The following is a 17939-nucleotide window of genomic DNA, read 5'->3' on the forward strand; positions in this document are numbered from 1 at the left end:
GCCGACAGCGACCCGGACATGGACGAGGCCCTGCGCCGGGTCCGCCAGGGCGGGGGCAAGAAGTGATCGCCTCCGACCTCGCGGTCTGCCGCAGCCTCAGCGGCGGGGACAAGCCCGTCACCCCGCCGCCGCCCACGAAGCCGAAGGGCGGCCGGTGATGACGACCACGACCTTCGGCACCGGCACCGCACCCGACCTCACCGCCCAGCCCCCGGTGCTGCCCGCGCCCCGGCCGGGCCTCTACCTGGCGAACCGGCTCGGCGGGATCACCGCCCACCTGACGGCCGACCAGGAGACCGTGCACACCGTGCGGTCCCTGGCCCTGACCGTCCTGGTCGCCCACGGCGTCGACCTGGAGACCGCCGAGTCCGCCAAGCTGGTCCTGTCCGAGCTGATCGGCAACGCCGTCCGCGCCGGCGGAGAGCACGTCCCGCTGGTCGTGGAGGTCCACCGCGCCGACCACGACGCGGTCGTCACCGTCCACGACCCGCTCGCCGACGTCGGCCCGCGCCGCACCGGCACCGCCCCGGACAGCGACGAGGCGGAGTCCGGCCGCGGCCTGGTCCTCCTCGACGTCCTCGCCCCCGGCTGGACCGTCAGCCCGTCCGCGATCGGCAAGCGCATCCGCTGCCGCATCCCGGCCGCCGGCTGACGAACCGCCCCGCTCCCCCGCGCCGCTGCGCCCCCGGACACCCGTCCGCAGGCGCAGCGGCGCTCCGCGAACTTCCCCGGCCGGAGGCCACCTCATGAAGCACCGCGCCCGTACCTCCTCCCCCGCCCGCCGCGCCTACTACGAGGCCGACACCTACCGCCGGTGGGTGGCCCGCGAGATCGGCCCGCGCCGCGTCGGCGGCCTGTACCGCACCGGCCCGTTTGACCCGGTCTACGAGGTCCTCGCCATCGACCCCGGCCCGCGCACCGAGTGGCCGACCTGGCAGATCACCGTGCGCACCCTCGGCGAGACCAGGATCCGCACGCACTGCACCGCCTGGGAGGGCGAGGTCGTCGCCGAGCCCGGTGAGCAGGCCCTGGCCTACTGGGCCGAGTTCGCGCTGTCCCGGCCTGCCGACGACGGCGCGCTCCTCGAGCAGCGCCACGTCCTGGACGAGGCGCTGAACCCCGAGCTCGTCGTCGCGTTCCACCAGCTCGCCCCCACCGCCCAGCACGCCGCCTGACCACCGGACACGCAAGAAGAAGGAGAGGACGCCATGGACTGGCGCCACCGCGCGGTGTGCCGCGACGAGGACCCCGAGTTGTTCTTCCCGATCGGCAACACCGGTCCGGCCCTGCTGCAGATCGAGGAGGCCAAGGCCGTGTGCCGCCGCTGCCCGGTCATGGAGCAGTGCCTGACCTGGGCGATGGAGACCGGCGAGGACGCCGGCGTCTGGGGCGGGCTGAGCGAGGACGAGCGGCGCGCGATGAAGCGCCGCGCCTCCCGCAACCGCGCCCGCACCGCCTGACCGCCATCGGTTGCTGTCGTTCGCCGCCCGCCCCGCGTCCGGACTCCGGATCGCAGGACGGGCGGTGCTCGTCGGTGCCCGACGCACCGCCCGCCACGACCAGGAGGAATCTCAATGTCCCAGACCACCACCGCCCCGCAGCAGGCCCCCGCCACGCAGGGCACCCACCACTACCTCCTCACCCTGCAGCACGCCGCCCGCGGCGGGTACGGCGTCTTCACCACCTCTGGCACCCTCACCCCGCCCGCGGGCTGGACCCGCAACGACATCTACCAGGGGCTGCTGAACAACGTTGCCGAGCAGCGCCCGGAGCTGGGCAGCCCCAACGTGCTGTTCTTCGACCTCCAGCCCAACCAGCTCTGACCGTCGGTCGGTTGTCGTTCGCCGCCGCCCCGCCCGGATCACCCGGTGCGGGGCGGCGGCGTTCGACGGTGCCCGACGCACCCCGGCGTCACCGCCGTAAGAGAGAGGAGACGAGGTGACCATCACCGCCGACAAGCCGGTCCAGCCCGGCCCGATGCCCACAGCACGCCAGCCCGCCCCCGCGGGCACCCGGCCCACGGCCCCCGCTGCCCCAGTGCACATGGTGACCCGCCAGGAGTACGAGGCGGCCAGGACCGCCCTCGCCAAGCTGAAGAAGCTCGGCGACAGGATCACCCACTCGCTGATGTCGATCGGCGGTGGCGCGCTGATCTTCACCTGCGCGAACGTCACGATCTTCGCGATGAAGCACGACATCCCGGTGTGGATCGCCTGGATGCTCGACCCGATGGCCTCGCTCGCGCTGATCACCGTCCTGTACGTCGACGGCGTCCTGGCCGAGCAGGGCGGCGAGCGGGCCGGCACCTGGCCGTTCCTGCTGCGCTGGTTCGCCGGCATCAGCACCTGGCTGATGAACTCCTGGACCTCCCTCTACCCGGACGGGACGTTCGCGTTCATCCCCAAGCACCCGGACGCTGGCGGCCTGCTGCTCCACTCGGTGGCGCCGTTCCTGCTGATCACGATGGCGGAGGCGTCCTCCGGCTACCGCAAGTACCTCGCCCGCAAGCTCGCCGAACTGCGCCAGATCGTGCAGGACTTCGAGGACCAGCAGCACGCCGCGAAGACCGAACGCGAGCGCCGCACCCGCGAGGAGGCGCAGCAGCGGGAGGAGGAGCGGCGAGAGGCCGAGCGCATCGCGCGTGAGGACCGGCGCCGCCGGGAGGATCGCGAGCACCAGGAGCACCTGGAACGCGAGCGGGTCCGCGAGGCCGCCGAGGCCGCGCGCATCGCCGGACAGGCCGAGGCCGCCCGGCTTCGCGAGCAGGCGGCGCTGGAGAACGCGAGGGCGCAGCGCGAAGCCGAGGAGAAGCGGGCGGAACGCGAGGCGGAGATCGAGCGGCTTCGCGAGGAGCGCGAACTGGAGAACGCGAGGGCGCAGCGCGAGGCCGAGCGGCTGCGGATCGAGCGGGAAAACGAGGAGGCCCGCCTGCGCCGGGAGCAGGAGATCGAGGAGTCCCGGCTGCGTCGCGAGCAGGAGATCGAGGCGGAGCGGCTGAGGATCGCGAGGGAGAACGAGGAGGCCGCGAAGCGCTCGGCCGCTGAGCGCGAGGCGCTGCGGATCAAGGCCGAGGCCGAGGCGAAAGCCCAGGTCCTGCTGGCGGAAGAGCAGGTCCGGCAGCAGCGGGCGGCCGAGCAGGAGCGCCGGGAGAAGGAGGCCGCCGAGGCAGCCGAGAGGCGCCGCAAGGCAGAGGAGCGGGCCGCCGCGCGCCAGCAGCGACTGGCCTCGCAGACCGCTCGGCCTTCCCGCGCCAGCGCCTCGCGGTCCGTCTCGGAAATCGCCTCGCAGAACGGCGGCACGGTTCCTCGCGAAGTCCGCTCGCAGCTTCGCGAGCAGGCCGAGCGAGAGGTCGCGCGGCTGATGCTGGAGGGCTCGGACATCGACCAGAAGGCGATCGGCGAGCGCTACAGCAAGGGCGAGACGTGGGTCGGAGACCGCATCCGCTCCGCGAAGAAGCGCCTCGCGGACGACTCGGAATTCGAGCTCGCCGTCATCTCCTCCGCGCTGGAGGACGAGATGCCGGTCTCCGAGGAGACCAAGCACGACGACCAGGCCGCCGAGGCCGCCTGACAGGACGTCGGCTTCTCCGGTGGTCACCAGGACGCTTACAACGTCCTGGTGACCACCGAAGGCGCCGAAGCGCCGAGCACCACGGTAGCGACACCCGGCCCCGCCGGAGGCGATCGCGCCGATCCAGCCCCCCATCACCGCAGGTCACAGCCCTGACCGCCGTACTGCAAGGAGAAGTTGATGAGCACCCTCGCGTACGCGATCGGCCTCGCGCTGGTCGCCCTGGCCGTTGCCGCGACCGCCGTGACGCCGCTGTTCCTGGCCCACGCCCGCACCACCCACGACCACGGCCCCACCTGCTGGTGGTGCCACCCCCGGCTGCGCCGCCGCTGAACCCGCACCGAGCCGATCGGCTGCTCCCCTGCGCGCCAGCGCGGCCCACACCGGGCCCGCTCTGGCGCGCCCGGAAGGCGCCGAACGCCGAGCACCACCACCTTCCCCGCCCGCTAATCCGCAGATCAGAGGTACAGCATGGACATCGACGGACTCTTCACGCCCACCGGCATGCGAGCCTTCACCGCCACCCAGCGCGACCAGCACCTGGCCGACGCCACCCAGTACGGGCAGCTCGCGGACATCGTCCGCCGCCGCCTGGCGCAGACCCCGATCGAGGGCGACAGCTGGCTGTCGGCGCGCTTCCGGGCCTGGAAGGTCGCCCGGGAGATCACCCGCATGCAGAAGCACTCGCGCAAGGCCGCGGCCAGCGCGGAGGCCCTGAACACCACCTACGTCAACCGCGTCCTGGAGCTGCCCGGCCGCCGGGAGCTGGCGGCGACGCGCAAGGCCGAGAAGAAGGCCGGCCGCCAGGGCCAGGCCGCGGCGCTCGCCGCCAAGAGCCTGGAGAAGGGCCTGGCGCACCTCACCGGCGCGACCACCACCGGCGGGAACGAGGGCTTCCTGGACGCCCAGATCCACCAGTTCCCGACGGCGGCCGGCGCCGAGCAGAACGGCGGCGGCCCGCGCACCGTGAACGACTTCTTCCCCGCGGCGCGCCGCCAGGGGCAGCCGTGAGCCTGGCACGGAAGGCGGCCAACCGGGCCGCGCACTGGAAGCGCCGGCAGGAGGCCGCGAACACCATCCAGGAGAAGGCGGCGGTGTGGATCGACGCCTGCCGGATGGTCGCGATCCAGGCCGAGATGGCCGGCAATCCGAAGGTCTGGACGGAGCTCGCCGAGACGCTGCAGCGGTTCTATGCCGACCACGCGCGGTGACCGTCATCGTCATCATCATCACCGCGCAGCTAGCCCGATGACGACCCCAAGACGCGCGCACATGCGCGCACGTGCGCGCGTGAGGATCTCCAATTCCTCACTCTCTGTCAACTCCGAGGAGGAGTGGTGACCGACGACGACACCCCCGATAACATCCGCCTGCTGCCCTCTCTGGCCCTCCTCGGAGGGCAGGCCGACCCGCCCGAGAACCCGACCGAGAACCCAGCCGAGAACCCGGCCGAGGCACCGGTCGCGGAGGCGGTCGAACCGGCTTCCAGCCCCTCCCTGGCGTCCCTGATCCCGGCCCCCGCGGCCCGCCGCTCGCCGCTGGAGACGATCGCCGCGCTGGAGAGCCCGGCCCTGTCCGAGCCCATCCGCCCCCTGCCGGTGCCCGGGCACGTCCCGGACACTTTTCGCCCCGCCGGCTTCGCCGCCCCGGCCGCCCCGGTGGGCGGATCGGGGCTGGGCGCGCTGTCGTTCGCCGCCGCCCTGGCCGTCGTCGTCGCCGCGATGCGCGGTGCCCACGGCGCGCTCACCGGCCGGTGGACCCGCGGTGCGGAAGGCGACCGGGGCGAGGGAGGCGGCCGCAAGGGCATGCTCCAGTCGGCCCGGGACTGGGGCCGACGCACGCTCGGACGCGACCAGGTGCCCGGCAGCCCCGGCTCGCGCACCCCGCGCGGCCCGGGGGGCGGCCTGCGCGGCGGCGGTGGCGGTGGGGGAGGGGGCCGCGGGCCCGGGCCGTCGCGGTCCTCCAGCACGCTGGGCGCCGACGCGCCGCCCCGCCGCAAGGACCGCGGCACCGGCACCGGGGGGTCCGGGCCGGGCCGCAACGGCGGCACGGGCCCGGACCGCAACCCGCTGTCGCGCACCAAGGACCGCTCGGGCAGCACCGGCAGCGGCCGGGGCGGGAACTCCTCGAGGTCCGACAGCCCGGCCGGCACCGGTGGTACGGGCGGCGGCTCCCCGAAGCGGGGCCCGCACCGCCTGACCCAGAGCGGCGGCCTGGGAGCCAAGCTCCGCAGCCGAAAGGAGAAGCCCGGCTCCTCCGAGGCCGGATCGACCGGCGGCTCGTCCGGCAAGGGCGGCGGCCGAGGCGGCAAGGGGCCAGCGTCCCCGAAGGGCACCAGCGGGCCGAAGGGCACGCTGCGCTCGAAGAGGACCCGGGACGGCGCGGCCGCCGGCTCCTCGGGCAAGGGCGCGAAGGGCGGCGCCGCCACGGCCGACAAGAAGGGCGGCAAGGACCCGCTCACCGGGAAGGTGAAGCTGGGCGGCAAGCAGAAGCTCGGCCCCGGGATGCGCCACGGCACGCTGCAGGCGTGGGAGGACGCGGACTGCCGCTGCCGCCGCTGCATGAAGGCGTACAACCGGCGCGAGCGTCCGGACGCCGACCCCACCACCCTCAAGGGCGCGATCGGGGAGGAGTTCGAGCGGCGCTGGGCCAAGCGCCGGCGCAGCCACGAGCCGGTCTTCCGCAGGCTGTCGAAGAAGGAGCGCCGCAAGGCCGAGAAGGAGAGGAAGGAGCGCAAGGAGAAGCGGCCCGGCGGCGGGGCCGGGCCGACCGCGAGCGCCGCGGGCTCCGGCCCCGGACGCAAGAGCCGGGACCGGGACCGGGGGTGGGAGCGGATCTACCGCCGCTCCCGGGAGCGCTGGCGCGCACGGCGGGCCTCGCACGCCGGACCCGGTGACGAGTTCTGGTCGACCTGGCGGCCCGAGGACGGCGGCAGGCGCCGCACCGTGTGGGAGTCCGCGGGAACGGCCGCGGCCGGCGGCGAGGAGATCCTCGACGTCTTCCCGATGGACCGGCCCCGCGACGCGGCCGCGCCCCGCAAACGCCGCCCGGCCCCCGCCCCGGCGGCCGTCACCCGCGGCCGCCAAGAGCTGACCGTCGGTCAGGCGTCGGTGGGGGCGGCGCACACCGCCCGCCCCGGCACCACCGCCACCGTCGTCCACACCGTCGAGCCGAGCACGGCGGCCGATCCGGCCGCCACCGAACACGACAACAGGAAGGAGTCCAGCGGCATGGCGTCCTCGTCGCTGACACCCCGTCCCCGCTCCAGCGCCTCCGCGGTGCCGGGCATGGCCGCCGAGCACGTCACCGAGGTCACCCTCGACGACGTGCTCGACACCCTGGAGGGCCTGACCGCCGAGTCCTTCGCCGCGTACGAGACGTGCGTGAAGCTCGCCCACGAGGCCCGGCAGATCCGCGACGCGCTGGAGGAGCTCGCCGAGGACCTGCGCACCCACCACAACATCCTGGGCCGGCTGACCGGCTACGCGATGGCCCGGCTGTCCGAGGCGATGGACCTGGTCGTGCGCAAGGCCGAGCAGATGAAGGGCCGCTCCCTGGCCGCCGCGGAGCTGTCCGAGGTCGCCGAGCAGGCCATGTTCGACGCCTACCGCCCCATCAGCCAGGCCACTGCCGACGCCGGCCTGGCCGTCCCGTCCGCGCGCGTCCACAACGAGGACTGAAGGAGCAGCCCGTGAACGACATCGTCCCCTCCCCCGGCTCCGGCCGGACCCCCGCCCGGGGCCCCCTCCCCGCCACCGGCAAGCCTGGCCGCAGCTTCCGCCACCTGCGGGGCAGCATCGTCGGCCTGACCCTCCAGGCCCTGCGCCTGAAGGAGGGCATGCGCCGCCTGCAGTCCCACATGTCCAGCAACGCGAGCAAGGCGTCCAACCTGGCCGAGATGAGCGGGCAGGCCGACGTCGACCAGGTGTTCGTCACCCAGATCATGGGCGTCTCCCAGGCCCTGCGCGACGTCGCCACCGCCTCCGGCGACCTGGCCGACAGCGCGGACGCGATGGAGGCCGCCAGCCGCGGCTTCAACGACGCCCACGAGCGCGAGTACCGGGGCGTGTACGAGGCCGTGCAGGCCAGCCCCTACCGGCAGCCCAAGCCGGGCTTCAACCGGGTCCGCTGACCCACCGTCCGAACGACCTGGTCCCAGGGCCGCACCCCCGCCGGGGGTGCGGCCCCTTCCACGAAGAAGGAGGCCCGATGGCCACCACCGCGCAGCAGCCCGCCCAGGCCCCCGCCGACGAGCGGGTGGTCCCGGGCCACGAGATCCATCGCTCCGTGAAGCGCGAGCGCGCGGCCCACCTCGCGGCCGCCGTCGCCGTCGCGGCCGGCGCACAGTGCTACGACGGGCCCGGCGCGGTGCTGGGCGGCGTCGGCGCGCTCACCGCCGCGGGCCTGTGGCTGTACTCCAAGTCCAAGCCGGTCGGCTCCGACGGCATCGACCACATGCGGCTGCTGCGCTCCTCGCAGCGCGCCGTCCCGGTGCTCGGCTACAGCGGCATCTACCTCGCCGACGTCGTGCAGTCCCTGCACGGCGGCCTCGCGTGGTGGCAGATCGCGGTGCCCGCCGCGTGGGGCGCGCTGATGGCGTGGACCGCGCCGATCACCCGCAGCCGCGGCCTGCGCGCCCAGGCGCTCCCCAGCCCGAACGGCACCGTCGGCGACCGGGCGCCCGGCGACTACCCGGGCTTCCTCGCCTGGCTGTGGACCCGGGCCGAGCGCACCGCCGGCACCCGCCTGGTCGCCGTCGAGCAGATGCGCGCCGACCGGCCCGACTTCGAAGCCGTGATCGTGGCGCAGCAGGGCCGCGAGGTGCCGAAGCTGACGCCGGAGGCGCTGGCCGCGGTGTTCGACTTCCCCGTCGGCACGGTGGAGCTGCGGGCGGTGCGCGGCTCGGGGCCGGGCCGGATGCGGCTGATCGCCCGTCCGACGCTGCCCGCGATGACCGACCAGGACGCCGCCGACTTCCCCTCCTTCTGGGAGGAGCGGGTCTGCGGGGACGGCGGCGCGGCGCCGGGGGTGGAGATCGTGCGCTACCGGGTCGAGGCCGACCGGATCGTGGCGCAGGTCCAGGCCCCGATCGGCCGGGAGATCCACCTCCCGCACGGCAAGCTGTGCTCCTCGCTGGGCATCGACGACGTCTCCCGGCTGGTGATCGAGACCGACGGCGTGCGCAACGGCCTGGTGTCGATCTACAAGCGCAACCCGCTGATGCGGGTGCGCGCCGCGACGCCCGCGGACCTGACGATGGACGACAAGGGCCGCATCGCCATCGGCGTGCGGCACGACGGCAAGCCCTCCAGGGCGCGGCTGTGGGACCCGCAGCTCGGCGCGATCCGCGGGATCACCGCCGGGGCGACCGGCGCGGGCAAGAGCGTGCTGCAGCTGCTGCTGCTGGTGGGTGAGCGCCTGTCCGGGATCATCTCCTGGGTCGGTGACCTCCAGGGCGGCAAGAGCTTGCCGGAGGCCGAGGGCCAGGTCGACTGGTTCGCGAAGGGCGAGTACGAGGTCCTCGGGATGCTGCTGGCCGCGCACGCGGTCATGAAGTACCGCGAGCGCGAGTCGAAGGACCGCGGCGACTTCGCGCTGAACCGGCCCTGGCGGCTGCTGTCGATCACCCTGGACGAGATCAACCGCCTGCTGTCCCACCCCAACGAGGTCATCAAGGCCATCGCGGCCTACCTGATCGCCGACATCCAGAAGACCGGCCGCAAGGTCGGCGTCGGCGTGCGCCTGGCCGTCCAGTCCCTGCACCTGAAGGACCTGGGCGACGAGGAGGCGATCCGGCAGCAGGGCAAGTCCGGCATGGTCGTTTTGATGCGGACCCTGTCCTCCAGCACCCAGTCCATGGGCCTGGACGGCATCGCCCCGCTCGGCTTCCAGATGGAGAACATCCCCGCCCGGATCTACGAGACCGGCCAGATCGAAGCCCTGTTCAATGGCGAGGAGGACGACGACGGCGAGAGCACCGCGGGGATGGCGTACATCTTCTCCGACGGCCGCGCCGAGTTCATGCGCACCTTCAACGCCCGCAAGGAAGACGGCCTGTACGTCGACCTGATCGAGCTGTTCGGCGACGGCGAGGTGCCCACCCTCACCCCCGGCGAGGCCGCGGTCGCCAGCGAGGCGTACGCCTGGCGCCACGACCACGAGCAGCTCGCCGTCGTCCTCCAGGCGCTCCTCGCCGCCCAGGGCATCAGCACCGCGCCCGAGGAGGCGGCCATGGTCAACGCCCTGGCGAAGGCCAAGGCCGGCGGCAAGAAGAAGGCCGGCGGCGCCAGTTCCGGCCCGACCCTGCCCGAGCGCGTCTACGAGCTCCTCGCCGACGGCCCCAAGAGCCTCAAGGAGCTGCGCGCCGCGCTGCCCGACGCCTCCTCCTCCAGCGTCTCCAACGCCGTCAGCGCGCTGAAGGACAAGGGCCTGGCCGAGCCGGTCAGCCGCGGCGTGTGGCAGCGCATCGAAGGCGCCGGCTCCTACGGCTACGACGACGACTACAGCGACTACGACGACTGACACCGAACCCGCCAGCAGGCCGCCGCCGGACGTCTCCGGCGGCGGCCTGCTGCCTGCCCGCACCCCAACCAGAAGGAGCACCAACCGATGACCGTCTCCGCCGCCCTCGCCTTCGTGGTCGCCACGATCTTCCTGGTCCGCGCGGGCCGCTCCACCGTCGCCGCCGCGATGGTCGCCCTGATCGCCGGGTTCCTGCTGGCCTCCAGCAGCCTCGCGCCCACCATCGCCAACCTCCTCACCAGCATCGGCGGCGCGCTCAGCAACATCGTCTGACCGCCGCGACGCCTCCCCGGGTCCTCGCCCCGCACCACCGGGCGAGGACCCGAGAAGACGCCGCAGCACTACCCGAACCGACCGTCCCGCCACCGTCCAGGAGGAAGCCGTGCACACCGACCCCGCCCAGCCCACCGCCGTCGCCGAGTCCGGCCTGCTCCTGCCGCCCGGCTACATCACCGCCCTCGACCCGGCCACCGGCCAGCTCGTCGCCATCCGCACCCAGGAGCAGCCGCTCCCCATCCCTGCGGTCCCCGCCGCGCAGCCGGCCGCCGAGCCGGGCCTGCTGGAGCGGGCGCAGCGCTACGCCGCCGAGCAGCCCGACCCGATCCCCGCGACCGCGCCCCCGGCCTGGCAGGGCGTCAGCCCGGTGGTCGGGCAGGCGGTCGTCCTGGGCGGCATCGCCTCGATGGGGATGCTCGCCGCCGGCGGCGCCGTCTACCTCGCCTGCGGCGGCCTGCAGATGGCCGGACCCTGGCTGAACGACGCGACCCGCTTCCTGGGCGGCGCGGCGCTGCTGCTGGTGACCGCTGCCGCGGTGGCGGCCCTCGCGGTGCGCAAGCTCAAGGCGAAGACGACCACCACCGGCGACGGCACGGTGGTCAACGCGCTGTTCCACCGGCACACCGAGATGCACGTCGGCAAGCAGTCGGCCGGCTGGAAGGGCAGCGTCACCAACAACGTGAAGTGACCGGCCCTCAGTCGTCGTCCTCGTCGTCGAGGTAGATCCGGCCGTCGTCGCCCAGGTACGCCGGGTAGACGTAGTCGCCGATCAGCACCCCGTCCGGGACGATCACCAGATCTCCGTAGTCGTCGTCCAGGTGCACGACGCCGTCCTCGTCGGTCCACACGTCGTAGGCGACTCCGCCGGCGACCACCGCGTCGAAATCGAAGCCCGCATCCGGCCGACGGTCGAACCAGCCCACGACGCCCTCCCCTTTCACGACTTCCCTGGCGGTGACCCAGCCTGACGCACCGCCAGGAGAGAACACCAGCCCTCTTCACTCCAAGGAGTTCCCCGTGACCGAGCCCCAGCACACCGTCCACACCGCTCCCGTGACCGGCTCCGGCCGCACCCCCGCCCTTCTCGCCCTGGTCGCCGCCGCCCAGGCCCGCGGCTCCGAGGTGTGGCTGGCCGACCCCGCCGAGCGCCACCACGACCTGGCCGACCACGTCGACCGGCACGCCGCCGGAGCGGACGCCACCGTCGCCCTGCTGAAGGACGCCGACGCCCTGATCCGCGAGCGCCAGGACGCCGCCCGCGACGGCCAGCCGGACGGGCCCGTCGTGCGGGTCCTGCTCGACGGCCTGCCCGCCGTCCTCCAGCGGCCCGGCGTCGCCGAGCTGATCGAGCAGATCCTGCGCACCGGCCGCAAGAACGGCGTCCTGGAGAGCGCCCTGGAGGAAGCGGACGGCAGCACCTTCCGCGGCCACCCGGCGCTGCGCGAGCTGTTCACCCAGCCCCGGACCGCCGCCTTCTGATCCGGCCGACCCGTCTCGTCGCCGCTGCGCCCGCCCCGCCGACCCCGGCCGGGCGGGCGCAGCGGCGACGGGGCAGGCCGACCGGCCCGCACCGCCCCCTGTCCCCGCATCAGGAAGGTCCCGCCTTGGCGCTGTGGCGCAAGCCCGCTCCTCCGCCCGTCATCGGTGTCCTCACCGGTCCCCCGCCGCCGCCCACCTGGTGGCAGAGCAACCGGCACCTCGTCCTGCTCGCCGCCGGCGTCGTCGCCGGATTCTGGCTCGCCGTGAAGTTCGGCGTCGCCGCCGAGGCCGTCCCGGCCTGCCCGCCCCGCACCTCCTACACCGCCAGTCCCACGCCCGCGCCCACCGGCGCCCACCACTGAGGAGCAACCCGCCATGACCACCGAGAACCCCGAGCACACCCAGCAGCAGCGCCACCAGCAGCAGTACGACCAGCTGATGCAGCTCACCAACGACCCCGCCGCCGCCCCGGCCGGGCCCGGGCACCTGGAGCGTCTGCTCGTGACGCTTGCCGACTTCGCCACCGACCGGGCGCTGCCGTGGCTGCGCCGCCGCGGCCGCGACATCGAGGACGCCGTGACCGGCGGCTGGGACAACACCGCCGCCTGGCTGCGCCTGCTGGCCTACCTCACCGTCCTCGCGGGCCTGGCCGGCATCGTCGACACCATCACCCCGCTCGCGGCCCGCTTCTGGCAGCACACCATGATCGGCGAACACCACAACGGCGTACTCGCCACCGTCACCCGCCCCGTCCACGCCTACCTCACCGCCCACTCCGGCCTGCCCGCCGACACCGCCACCGTCTGGGCGCTGTGGCAGGTCGCCGGGCCGGTGTCCTTCGTGCTGGCCGCGATCGGCTTCACCAGCGCCCGCGTCCTGTGGACCGGCTACGGCGCGGCGACCGCCGCGATGGTCTGGGCTGCCACCCCGGCCACCGGCCGCCCCGTCGCCACCGCCCTGGCCGTCGCCTGCTGGGTGCTGCTCAGCACCGCCGCCCTCCACGGCCTGCGCCTGCGCCCCACCCTGGTCGTCCCGGTCCGGGTCCGCGTGAAGCCGAACATCAACGTCACCACCGTCCCCCGGCCCAAGGGCAAGCCCGCCCGCTCCACGTTCGGCACCTGGTAGCCGCCGCACCCGCCCCGGCCGGGGCCGGCCACCCGGCCCCGGCCCTCCTCCCCGTCCCGCTCTGACCGAGAGGCCGCCATGTCCGCGCCCGCGTTCGACGTCCAGGTCATCAACACCGACGACTACCCGCTGATCATCACCGTCGACAAGAACAGCGTCGCCCAGGTCCACGGCCACATCCCGGCCGCCACCGTCGCCGAGATCCTGCGCCACCTCGCCGCCCACTTCGAACAGCAGGCCACCACCAACTGACCCGCCCAGGAAGGAGCGCTTGGTGCGCGCGATCGACCTCGACCCGGCTGGCGAGACGCACGGCACCCCGACCTACCCCTGGCGCTTCGGGCCCGAGAAGAACCAGATGGCCACCCGCCGCCAGCTGCGCGAGATGGGCCTGCGCCCTGGCGGCCAGGCTGTCGCAGCCCAGGTGGTGTGCCGGGGCGGCAAGCGCGTCGGTTACCTCTTCCCGGTCGCCGGAGCCAAGCCGGTCCGCCCGATGACCCCCGCCCGTGCCCGTGCCCTGGCCGCCGCCATGAAGGCCCGTTCCACCTGCCCGCTGTGCCAGGTCACCTACGACTACTGCCTGCCGCTGCGCACGCTGGGCTCCTGCCTGCCCTGCAGCGAACTGTCCGACGAGGAACGCGAGCAGCTCGCCGCGCTGCGCCCCTGAACGTCCGGGCCGCGACGCTGCCCACCACCGCGCCCCGCTCCGCCGCGCCGATCCGGCCTGGCGGAGCGGGGCGCGGTGGTGCGCGGCGCGGCCGCCCGGCCGGACCCGCCCACCTCCAGAGAGTGAGCCCATGACCGACACCACCAACACCCCCACCGACGAGACCACCCAGTCCGGTCACAAGAAGGCCGAGACGATCCGCTACACCGCGGACGTCGTCGCGGTGCGGCCCGACGGCCGCGTCCTGCTGATCGAGCGCGGCCACGCCCCCTACGCCGGGCTGCTGGCCCTCCCGGGCGGCCACGTCGACTCCGGCGAGACCGCCCGGGAGGCCGCGGTGCGCGAGCTGCACGAGGAGACCGGCGTCCTGGTCGACCCGGACGACCTGGTCCTCCTCGGCGTCTACGACGAGCCCGGCCGCGACCCGCGAGGCCGCTACGTCGGCGCCGCCTACCTCGCCCGCGTCCCCGCCGGCACCGAGGCCCGCGCCGGCGACGACGCCGCCTCCGTCCACTGGGTCCCGCTCGACGCGCTGCCCGAGCAGCTCGCCTTCGACCACCACCTGGTCCTCGCCGACGCCCGCCGGTTCCTCTCCGGGCACTGACGCTGCCCACCACCACGCCCGCCCGCCACGCCACCCAGGTGCGGCGGGCGGGCGCGGTGGTGCGCGGCGCGGCCGCCCGGCCGAACACCACTCCGTCCAACGCCAACCCCTGGAGGAACCCGTGAACCAGCGTCTGCTCCGCCTGCTGCCCGCCCGTCTCGCTCACCGCCTCGGCTACCGCCTCGCCCTGCACGACCCCGCAGACCTGGCCGCCGCCCTGGAGGCCAACCTCGACCGCGCCCGCGCCGACCGCGACGCCGAAACCCGCGCCGCTCTGAGCAAGCTCACCGCGCCGCTGGAGTTCCAGCCCGGCCTGGTCGACCTGCACCAGGAGATCGCCGACGTCGTCATCTACCTGTGCGGCGTCGCGGCGGCGTCCGAAACCAACCTCGACCTGCACGACCCCCGCCAGCGCGCCCTCTACCGGGCGCTGCTGGAGGCCCTCACCGCGTCCGAGAAGCTCCGCACCCGCGTCGCCGAAGCCGCCGCCCTGGCCCTGCCGATCGACGAGAACGCCGCCGAGCTCCAGCACAGCTGAACCGTCCGGACACCGACGCTGCCCACCACCGCGCCCGCCCGCCGCACCCACCAGGTCCGGCGGGCGGGCGCCATGGTGCGCGGCGCGGCCGCCCGGCCGACCCCCGCTTCCTGGAGGACCCGTGAAGACCGACACCACCGCTGCCCGCTTCGCCGCCGCCTACGCCCTGCTGCGCGCCGGGGCGGACGTCGGCGACCACCTCGTCCAGAGCGACCACTGCGCCCGCACCAAGGGCGCCACCAACCAGGTGCCGGCCATCGGTGACGACGGCACCGTCCACGGCACCGCGGCCGGCCGCCGCGCCTGCGCCCTGCACTGCCTGACCTACACCGCCACGCAGGCCGCAGCCGTCCTGATCGGGGCCCGGGCGCTGGGCCTGCGGCTGCGTCCCGGCCAGGTCGCCGCGGCCCTCGCGATCTCCGGCCTCACCCACTACGCCATCGACCGCCGCGTCCCGGGCGGTCTGCTGCAGCGGTTCGCCGACGCCACCGGCAAGGGCAACTTCTTCCGCCTCGCCGACCACGGCATCAACGGCGCGTACTGCATGGACGGAGCCGTCCACCACGCCTTCGAGACGGTCGCCGCCGCCGTCCTGGCCCGCTGACGACCGCTCACCAGCCCGTGGAAGGACAGCCCATGCACCACACCGCGCCCGCCCTCGCCCCGGTCGACCCCGGCGTCCTGGTCGTCATGGTCGGGGCGAGCGGCTCGGGGAAGTCCCACCTCCTGCGCCACCTGCCCGCCCACCAGATCGTCAGCCTGGACCGGCTGCGCGCCGTGGTCTCCGAGCCCGGCGACCAGGACGCCACCGCCGACGCCGTCCTGCTCCAGCACCAGATCCTCGGCATGCGCCTGCGCCGCGCCCGAACGACGGCGGTCGACAACACCTCGGTCGAGCAACTGCACCGCCTGCAGCTGGTGGAGCTGGCGCACCAACACGGCCGGCGGTGCATCGCGGCGTGGGTGGACGCTCCGCTGCCCACCTGCCTGGCCCGCAATGCCGCCCGCCCGGACCACGAGCGCGTGCCCGAGGACGTCCTGCGCTGGCAGCACGCGATGGCCCGCTCCGCCCGCCTGACGCTGCCCGACGAGGGCTTCGACGAGATCCGGCACCACCGCACCGCCTGACCGACACCCGCGACCACCGGAAGGAATCCCGATGAGCACCAGCACCACCTGGGCCACCACCTGGCCCGAGGGCGTCCTCGCCCGATACCTGACCGTCGGCGGCGCCCACGTCGACCTGACGACCCACCGGTTCCGGACCAACTACACCGCCCAGGGCCGCCCCTACGTCAGCGACCGCTGGCACGAGGTCGACGGCTTCACCTGGACCTGCCGGGGCTGCGACACCCGCGGCTCGGTGAATGCCTTCGGCGACCCGTACCTGCCGGGCGAGAGGCAGAAGGCCCACGAGGACGCGAACGGCCACGCCGCCGCCTGCCGCTCGATGCCCCGCCCCGGCCGCTGACGCACCGGAGTTCTCCGGGCCGTGACGCTGCCCGCCACCGCGCCCCGCCGTCGAGCCCTCCAAGGCCCGGCCGGCGGGGCGCAGTGGCGAGCGGCGCGGCCGCCCGGCCGGACCCCACTCCTGATCGGAGAACCGTGGTACCCGAAACCGCCTCCACCGCCCCCGAGTCCTGCGACCGCCGGCTGCTGCAGCTGCAGCAGACCGAGTCCCCGCTGATCGCCCAGCTCGCCGCCGCGATCGGCCACCTGCGCACCGCCGGCGAGCACACCGGCCCCGGCCAGAACCTCGCCCACTACCCCGGCCGCACCGGCCGGGACCTGACGAGCTGGGTCGGAGGCAACGTCCAGGCGATCGCCGAACTCCTCGGCCCCCTGATCGCCGCGCACACCCGCGTGGAGATCACCAGCTACGGCGTTCTGCACCAGGACCCGCCGCTCGGCGACGCGCTGACGCTCGACCTGACCACCGCGCTGCGCAACCCGCCGGAGGACCCGGAGGTACGCGAGGTGATGCTCCGCTCCAGCGGCTTGGACCAGGTCGTCTACGACTATGTCCTGGACACCGCCGGAGCGCTCGCGATCGCCGAGCGGACCGTGGAGCGGGTCCTGGCCCAGGCCGCCGCCCTGTCCGGCGAGACGGTCCTGCTGCACGTCTACTGCCAGGGCGGCAAGCACCGCAGTGTCGCCCTGGCCCGCAAGGTCGGTGAACTGCTCCGCGCCCTGGGTGCGGACGTGAGCGAGACCCACCGCCACGTCCACCTGCCCGTCGTCGAGACCGCGTCCCTCCCGGCCGGGCCAGTCCTGGCCGAGCGGATCAGCGACGACCCGACGGGAGCCTGGGCATGAAGCGCACCCGGCTCCTGATCGCCGCGACCGGCACCGTGCTCGCCACCGCGGGCGCCGCGATCCGCCTGCGCCGCCGCACCGTCCCCGCGGCCGCCGTCACCGCCGGCCGGCCGCAGGAGGACCGGTGGGGTGAACTGCCGCCTTGCCCGCCGCCGCGCGAGGGCGTCGCCTACCTGCACGACTGGCTGGCCTCCGGCGACTGGAGCGAGCCCGGCGAGGTCCTCCAGGCGCTGCGGGAACAGGCCCCGGCCCGGCTGCTCGCGGACCTGGCCCGCGACCTGGCCACCGACCTGAACGCCGCCGGCCACCACGGCTCGGCCGCCCGGGCCCGCGAGGCCGAGCAGCTGCTGCGCCGGGCCGCCGACCTCCTCGGCGAGTACGACGACGCCGACCTGGACGAGGACGGATCGCCGTGCCCGGACGAGCCCCACCCCGGCGACTGCCCCGGCGGCTGCGGGGGCGACGGCGTCCTCATGGAGATCATGACCTGGGACGACCAGGGCGACGGCATCTACGTCCCGGTCCACCAGGAGCCCGTCGAATGCCCCGGCGACCAGGAACCCGCACCCCATCCCGAGGACTGCGTCGACTGCGCGGGCACCGGCTTCACCTTCGAGGGCGGCTACCGGCACCTGTGCCTGCGCAGCCGGCTCCCCGCACCGCACCCGCCGGTCGACGACCCGTGGGCCAGCGCCCCGGCGTACAGCGTCGGTGACACCTGCCCGTTCTGACGGCCTTTCACCGCGCCGCGGCCCGCCTGACGCATCAGGCGGGCCGCGGCCTTCCCGGGCGCGGCCGCACCTGCCTGCACAGCCGACCGGCCGCCCCGGACCCCTCCGGCA

Annotated in this window: 26 protein-coding genes; 25 read left to right on the top strand and 1 reads right to left on the bottom strand. The window is 74.5% G+C overall.

Annotated features, from left to right (window positions below; translation table 11 throughout):
* Nucleotides 1-157 precede the first annotated feature (157 nt).
* From ACWEO5_RS20010 to ACWEO5_RS20070, 13 genes are all read left to right on the top strand, one after another.
* The gene (locus tag ACWEO5_RS20010) at nucleotides 158-652 is read left to right on the top strand and encodes an ATP-binding protein (protein ID WP_452163630.1); all 495 of its coding nucleotides are present in this window, start codon (nucleotides 158-160) and stop codon (nucleotides 650-652) included.
* A 94-nt stretch (nucleotides 653-746) separates the two neighbouring features.
* Nucleotides 747-1175 carry a hypothetical protein gene (locus ACWEO5_RS20015; RefSeq protein ID WP_452163631.1) on the top strand — a complete coding sequence of 143 codons (429 nt, stop codon included), beginning with the start codon at nucleotides 747-749 and terminating at the stop codon, nucleotides 1173-1175.
* 33 nt (nucleotides 1176-1208) lie between these two features.
* Nucleotides 1209-1460: a WhiB family transcriptional regulator gene (locus tag ACWEO5_RS20020; protein ID WP_452163632.1), complete on the top strand. Its 252-nt coding sequence runs from the start codon at nucleotides 1209-1211 to the stop codon at nucleotides 1458-1460.
* A 114-nt stretch (nucleotides 1461-1574) separates the two neighbouring features.
* Nucleotides 1575-1823 carry a hypothetical protein gene (locus ACWEO5_RS20025; RefSeq protein WP_452163633.1) on the top strand — a complete coding sequence of 83 codons (249 nt, stop codon included), beginning with the start codon at nucleotides 1575-1577 and terminating at the stop codon, nucleotides 1821-1823.
* Between the two features lie 115 nt (nucleotides 1824-1938).
* Nucleotides 1939-3570 carry a hypothetical protein gene (locus ACWEO5_RS20030; RefSeq protein WP_452163634.1) on the top strand — a complete coding sequence of 544 codons (1632 nt, stop codon included), beginning with the start codon at nucleotides 1939-1941 and terminating at the stop codon, nucleotides 3568-3570.
* A gap of 180 nt (nucleotides 3571-3750) precedes the next feature.
* Nucleotides 3751-3903 (top strand): hypothetical protein, encoded by a 153-nt coding sequence (locus ACWEO5_RS20035; RefSeq protein ID WP_452163635.1) that lies wholly within the window; start codon nucleotides 3751-3753, stop codon nucleotides 3901-3903.
* A gap of 138 nt (nucleotides 3904-4041) precedes the next feature.
* Entirely contained in the window at nucleotides 4042-4581 is a 540-nt protein-coding gene (locus ACWEO5_RS20040) for a hypothetical protein (protein ID WP_452163636.1), read from the top strand.
* Nucleotides 4578-4781, top strand: coding sequence for a hypothetical protein (locus ACWEO5_RS20045; protein ID WP_452163637.1), 204 nt, complete (start codon nucleotides 4578-4580; stop codon nucleotides 4779-4781). Before ACWEO5_RS20040 ends, ACWEO5_RS20045 begins: the two co-directional genes overlap by 4 nt.
* 126 nt (nucleotides 4782-4907) lie before the next feature.
* Nucleotides 4908-7250: a hypothetical protein gene (locus tag ACWEO5_RS20050; RefSeq protein WP_452163638.1), complete on the top strand. Its 2343-nt coding sequence runs from the start codon at nucleotides 4908-4910 to the stop codon at nucleotides 7248-7250.
* A gap of 11 nt (nucleotides 7251-7261) precedes the next feature.
* The gene (locus ACWEO5_RS20055) at nucleotides 7262-7702 is read left to right on the top strand and encodes a conjugal transfer protein TraB (RefSeq protein WP_452163639.1); all 441 of its coding nucleotides are present in this window, start codon (nucleotides 7262-7264) and stop codon (nucleotides 7700-7702) included.
* 77 nt (nucleotides 7703-7779) lie between these two features.
* A complete protein-coding gene (locus ACWEO5_RS20060) occupies nucleotides 7780-10092 on the top strand; it encodes a hypothetical protein (protein ID WP_452163640.1) in 2313 nt (770 codons plus the stop codon).
* Nucleotides 10093-10179: 87 nt separating this feature from the next.
* Nucleotides 10180-10365, top strand: coding sequence for a hypothetical protein (locus tag ACWEO5_RS20065; RefSeq protein ID WP_452163641.1), 186 nt, complete (start codon nucleotides 10180-10182; stop codon nucleotides 10363-10365).
* Nucleotides 10366-10474: 109 nt separating this feature from the next.
* Nucleotides 10475-11056, top strand: coding sequence for a hypothetical protein (locus ACWEO5_RS20070; RefSeq protein ID WP_452163642.1), 582 nt, complete (start codon nucleotides 10475-10477; stop codon nucleotides 11054-11056).
* A gap of 7 nt (nucleotides 11057-11063) precedes the next feature.
* Here the strand turns inward: ACWEO5_RS20070 and ACWEO5_RS20075 are convergent, their stop codons facing one another.
* On the bottom strand, nucleotides 11064-11291 hold the full coding sequence (locus ACWEO5_RS20075; protein WP_452163643.1) for a hypothetical protein: 228 nt from the start codon (nucleotides 11289-11291) through the stop codon (nucleotides 11064-11066).
* A 94-nt stretch (nucleotides 11292-11385) separates the two neighbouring features.
* On the opposite strand from ACWEO5_RS20075, the gene ACWEO5_RS20080 reads away from it, so the two are divergent.
* The 12 genes from ACWEO5_RS20080 (at nucleotide 11386) to ACWEO5_RS20135 (ending at nucleotide 17828) form a co-directional block, all read left to right on the top strand.
* The gene (locus ACWEO5_RS20080; RefSeq protein ID WP_452163644.1) at nucleotides 11386-11847 is read left to right on the top strand and encodes a hypothetical protein; all 462 of its coding nucleotides are present in this window, start codon (nucleotides 11386-11388) and stop codon (nucleotides 11845-11847) included.
* Nucleotides 11848-11972: 125 nt separating this feature from the next.
* Nucleotides 11973-12209: a hypothetical protein gene (locus ACWEO5_RS20085; protein WP_452163645.1), complete on the top strand. Its 237-nt coding sequence runs from the start codon at nucleotides 11973-11975 to the stop codon at nucleotides 12207-12209.
* Between the two features lie 13 nt (nucleotides 12210-12222).
* Nucleotides 12223-12972 carry a hypothetical protein gene (locus tag ACWEO5_RS20090; RefSeq protein WP_452163646.1) on the top strand — a complete coding sequence of 250 codons (750 nt, stop codon included), beginning with the start codon at nucleotides 12223-12225 and terminating at the stop codon, nucleotides 12970-12972.
* A 78-nt stretch (nucleotides 12973-13050) separates the two neighbouring features.
* Nucleotides 13051-13224 carry a hypothetical protein gene (locus ACWEO5_RS20095; protein WP_452163647.1) on the top strand — a complete coding sequence of 58 codons (174 nt, stop codon included), beginning with the start codon at nucleotides 13051-13053 and terminating at the stop codon, nucleotides 13222-13224.
* Nucleotides 13225-13246: 22 nt separating this feature from the next.
* The gene (locus ACWEO5_RS20100; RefSeq protein ID WP_452163648.1) at nucleotides 13247-13639 is read left to right on the top strand and encodes an RRQRL motif-containing zinc-binding protein; all 393 of its coding nucleotides are present in this window, start codon (nucleotides 13247-13249) and stop codon (nucleotides 13637-13639) included.
* A gap of 130 nt (nucleotides 13640-13769) precedes the next feature.
* Nucleotides 13770-14243: an NUDIX domain-containing protein gene (locus tag ACWEO5_RS20105; RefSeq protein WP_452163649.1), complete on the top strand. Its 474-nt coding sequence runs from the start codon at nucleotides 13770-13772 to the stop codon at nucleotides 14241-14243.
* Nucleotides 14244-14364: 121 nt separating this feature from the next.
* Nucleotides 14365-14781, top strand: coding sequence for a hypothetical protein (locus ACWEO5_RS20110; protein ID WP_452163650.1), 417 nt, complete (start codon nucleotides 14365-14367; stop codon nucleotides 14779-14781).
* A 121-nt stretch (nucleotides 14782-14902) separates the two neighbouring features.
* Nucleotides 14903-15385 carry a hypothetical protein gene (locus tag ACWEO5_RS20115; RefSeq protein WP_452163651.1) on the top strand — a complete coding sequence of 161 codons (483 nt, stop codon included), beginning with the start codon at nucleotides 14903-14905 and terminating at the stop codon, nucleotides 15383-15385.
* A gap of 32 nt (nucleotides 15386-15417) precedes the next feature.
* The gene (locus tag ACWEO5_RS20120; RefSeq protein ID WP_452163652.1) at nucleotides 15418-15909 is read left to right on the top strand and encodes an AAA family ATPase; all 492 of its coding nucleotides are present in this window, start codon (nucleotides 15418-15420) and stop codon (nucleotides 15907-15909) included.
* A 31-nt stretch (nucleotides 15910-15940) separates the two neighbouring features.
* The gene (locus tag ACWEO5_RS20125; protein WP_452163653.1) at nucleotides 15941-16252 is read left to right on the top strand and encodes a hypothetical protein; all 312 of its coding nucleotides are present in this window, start codon (nucleotides 15941-15943) and stop codon (nucleotides 16250-16252) included.
* Between the two features lie 134 nt (nucleotides 16253-16386).
* Nucleotides 16387-17097 (top strand): RapZ C-terminal domain-containing protein, encoded by a 711-nt coding sequence (locus ACWEO5_RS20130; protein WP_452163654.1) that lies wholly within the window; start codon nucleotides 16387-16389, stop codon nucleotides 17095-17097.
* Nucleotides 17094-17828: a hypothetical protein gene (locus tag ACWEO5_RS20135; protein ID WP_452163655.1), complete on the top strand. Its 735-nt coding sequence runs from the start codon at nucleotides 17094-17096 to the stop codon at nucleotides 17826-17828. The genes ACWEO5_RS20130 and ACWEO5_RS20135 overlap by 4 nt, the downstream gene beginning before the upstream one ends.
* Nucleotides 17829-17939: the final 111 nt, after the last annotated feature.

This window comes from Kitasatospora sp. NPDC004272, assembly GCF_053603035.1.

What these genes read in the sequence shown, in the direction of transcription:
- ACWEO5_RS20120 (WP_452163652.1), top strand. Translation starts at nt 15,418, where the DNA reads ATGCACCACACCGCGCCCGCCCTCGCCCCGGTCGACCCCGGCGTCCTG.
- ACWEO5_RS20020 (WP_452163632.1), top strand. Translation starts at nt 1,209, where the DNA reads ATGGACTGGCGCCACCGCGCGGTGTGCCGCGACGAGGACCCCGAGTTG.
- ACWEO5_RS20060 (WP_452163640.1), top strand. Translation starts at nt 7,780, where the DNA reads ATGGCCACCACCGCGCAGCAGCCCGCCCAGGCCCCCGCCGACGAGCGG.
- ACWEO5_RS20095 (WP_452163647.1), top strand. Translation starts at nt 13,051, where the DNA reads ATGTCCGCGCCCGCGTTCGACGTCCAGGTCATCAACACCGACGACTAC.
- ACWEO5_RS20105 (WP_452163649.1), top strand. Translation starts at nt 13,770, where the DNA reads ATGACCGACACCACCAACACCCCCACCGACGAGACCACCCAGTCCGGT.
- ACWEO5_RS20025 (WP_452163633.1), top strand. Translation starts at nt 1,575, where the DNA reads ATGTCCCAGACCACCACCGCCCCGCAGCAGGCCCCCGCCACGCAGGGC.
- ACWEO5_RS20035 (WP_452163635.1), top strand. Translation starts at nt 3,751, where the DNA reads ATGAGCACCCTCGCGTACGCGATCGGCCTCGCGCTGGTCGCCCTGGCC.
- ACWEO5_RS20090 (WP_452163646.1), top strand. Translation starts at nt 12,223, where the DNA reads ATGACCACCGAGAACCCCGAGCACACCCAGCAGCAGCGCCACCAGCAG.
- ACWEO5_RS20125 (WP_452163653.1), top strand. Translation starts at nt 15,941, where the DNA reads ATGAGCACCAGCACCACCTGGGCCACCACCTGGCCCGAGGGCGTCCTC.
- ACWEO5_RS20065 (WP_452163641.1), top strand. Translation starts at nt 10,180, where the DNA reads ATGACCGTCTCCGCCGCCCTCGCCTTCGTGGTCGCCACGATCTTCCTG.
- ACWEO5_RS20040 (WP_452163636.1), top strand. Translation starts at nt 4,042, where the DNA reads ATGGACATCGACGGACTCTTCACGCCCACCGGCATGCGAGCCTTCACC.
- ACWEO5_RS20015 (WP_452163631.1), top strand. Translation starts at nt 747, where the DNA reads ATGAAGCACCGCGCCCGTACCTCCTCCCCCGCCCGCCGCGCCTACTAC.
- ACWEO5_RS20010 (WP_452163630.1), top strand. Translation starts at nt 158, where the DNA reads ATGACGACCACGACCTTCGGCACCGGCACCGCACCCGACCTCACCGCC.
- ACWEO5_RS20135 (WP_452163655.1), top strand. Translation starts at nt 17,094, where the DNA reads ATGAAGCGCACCCGGCTCCTGATCGCCGCGACCGGCACCGTGCTCGCC.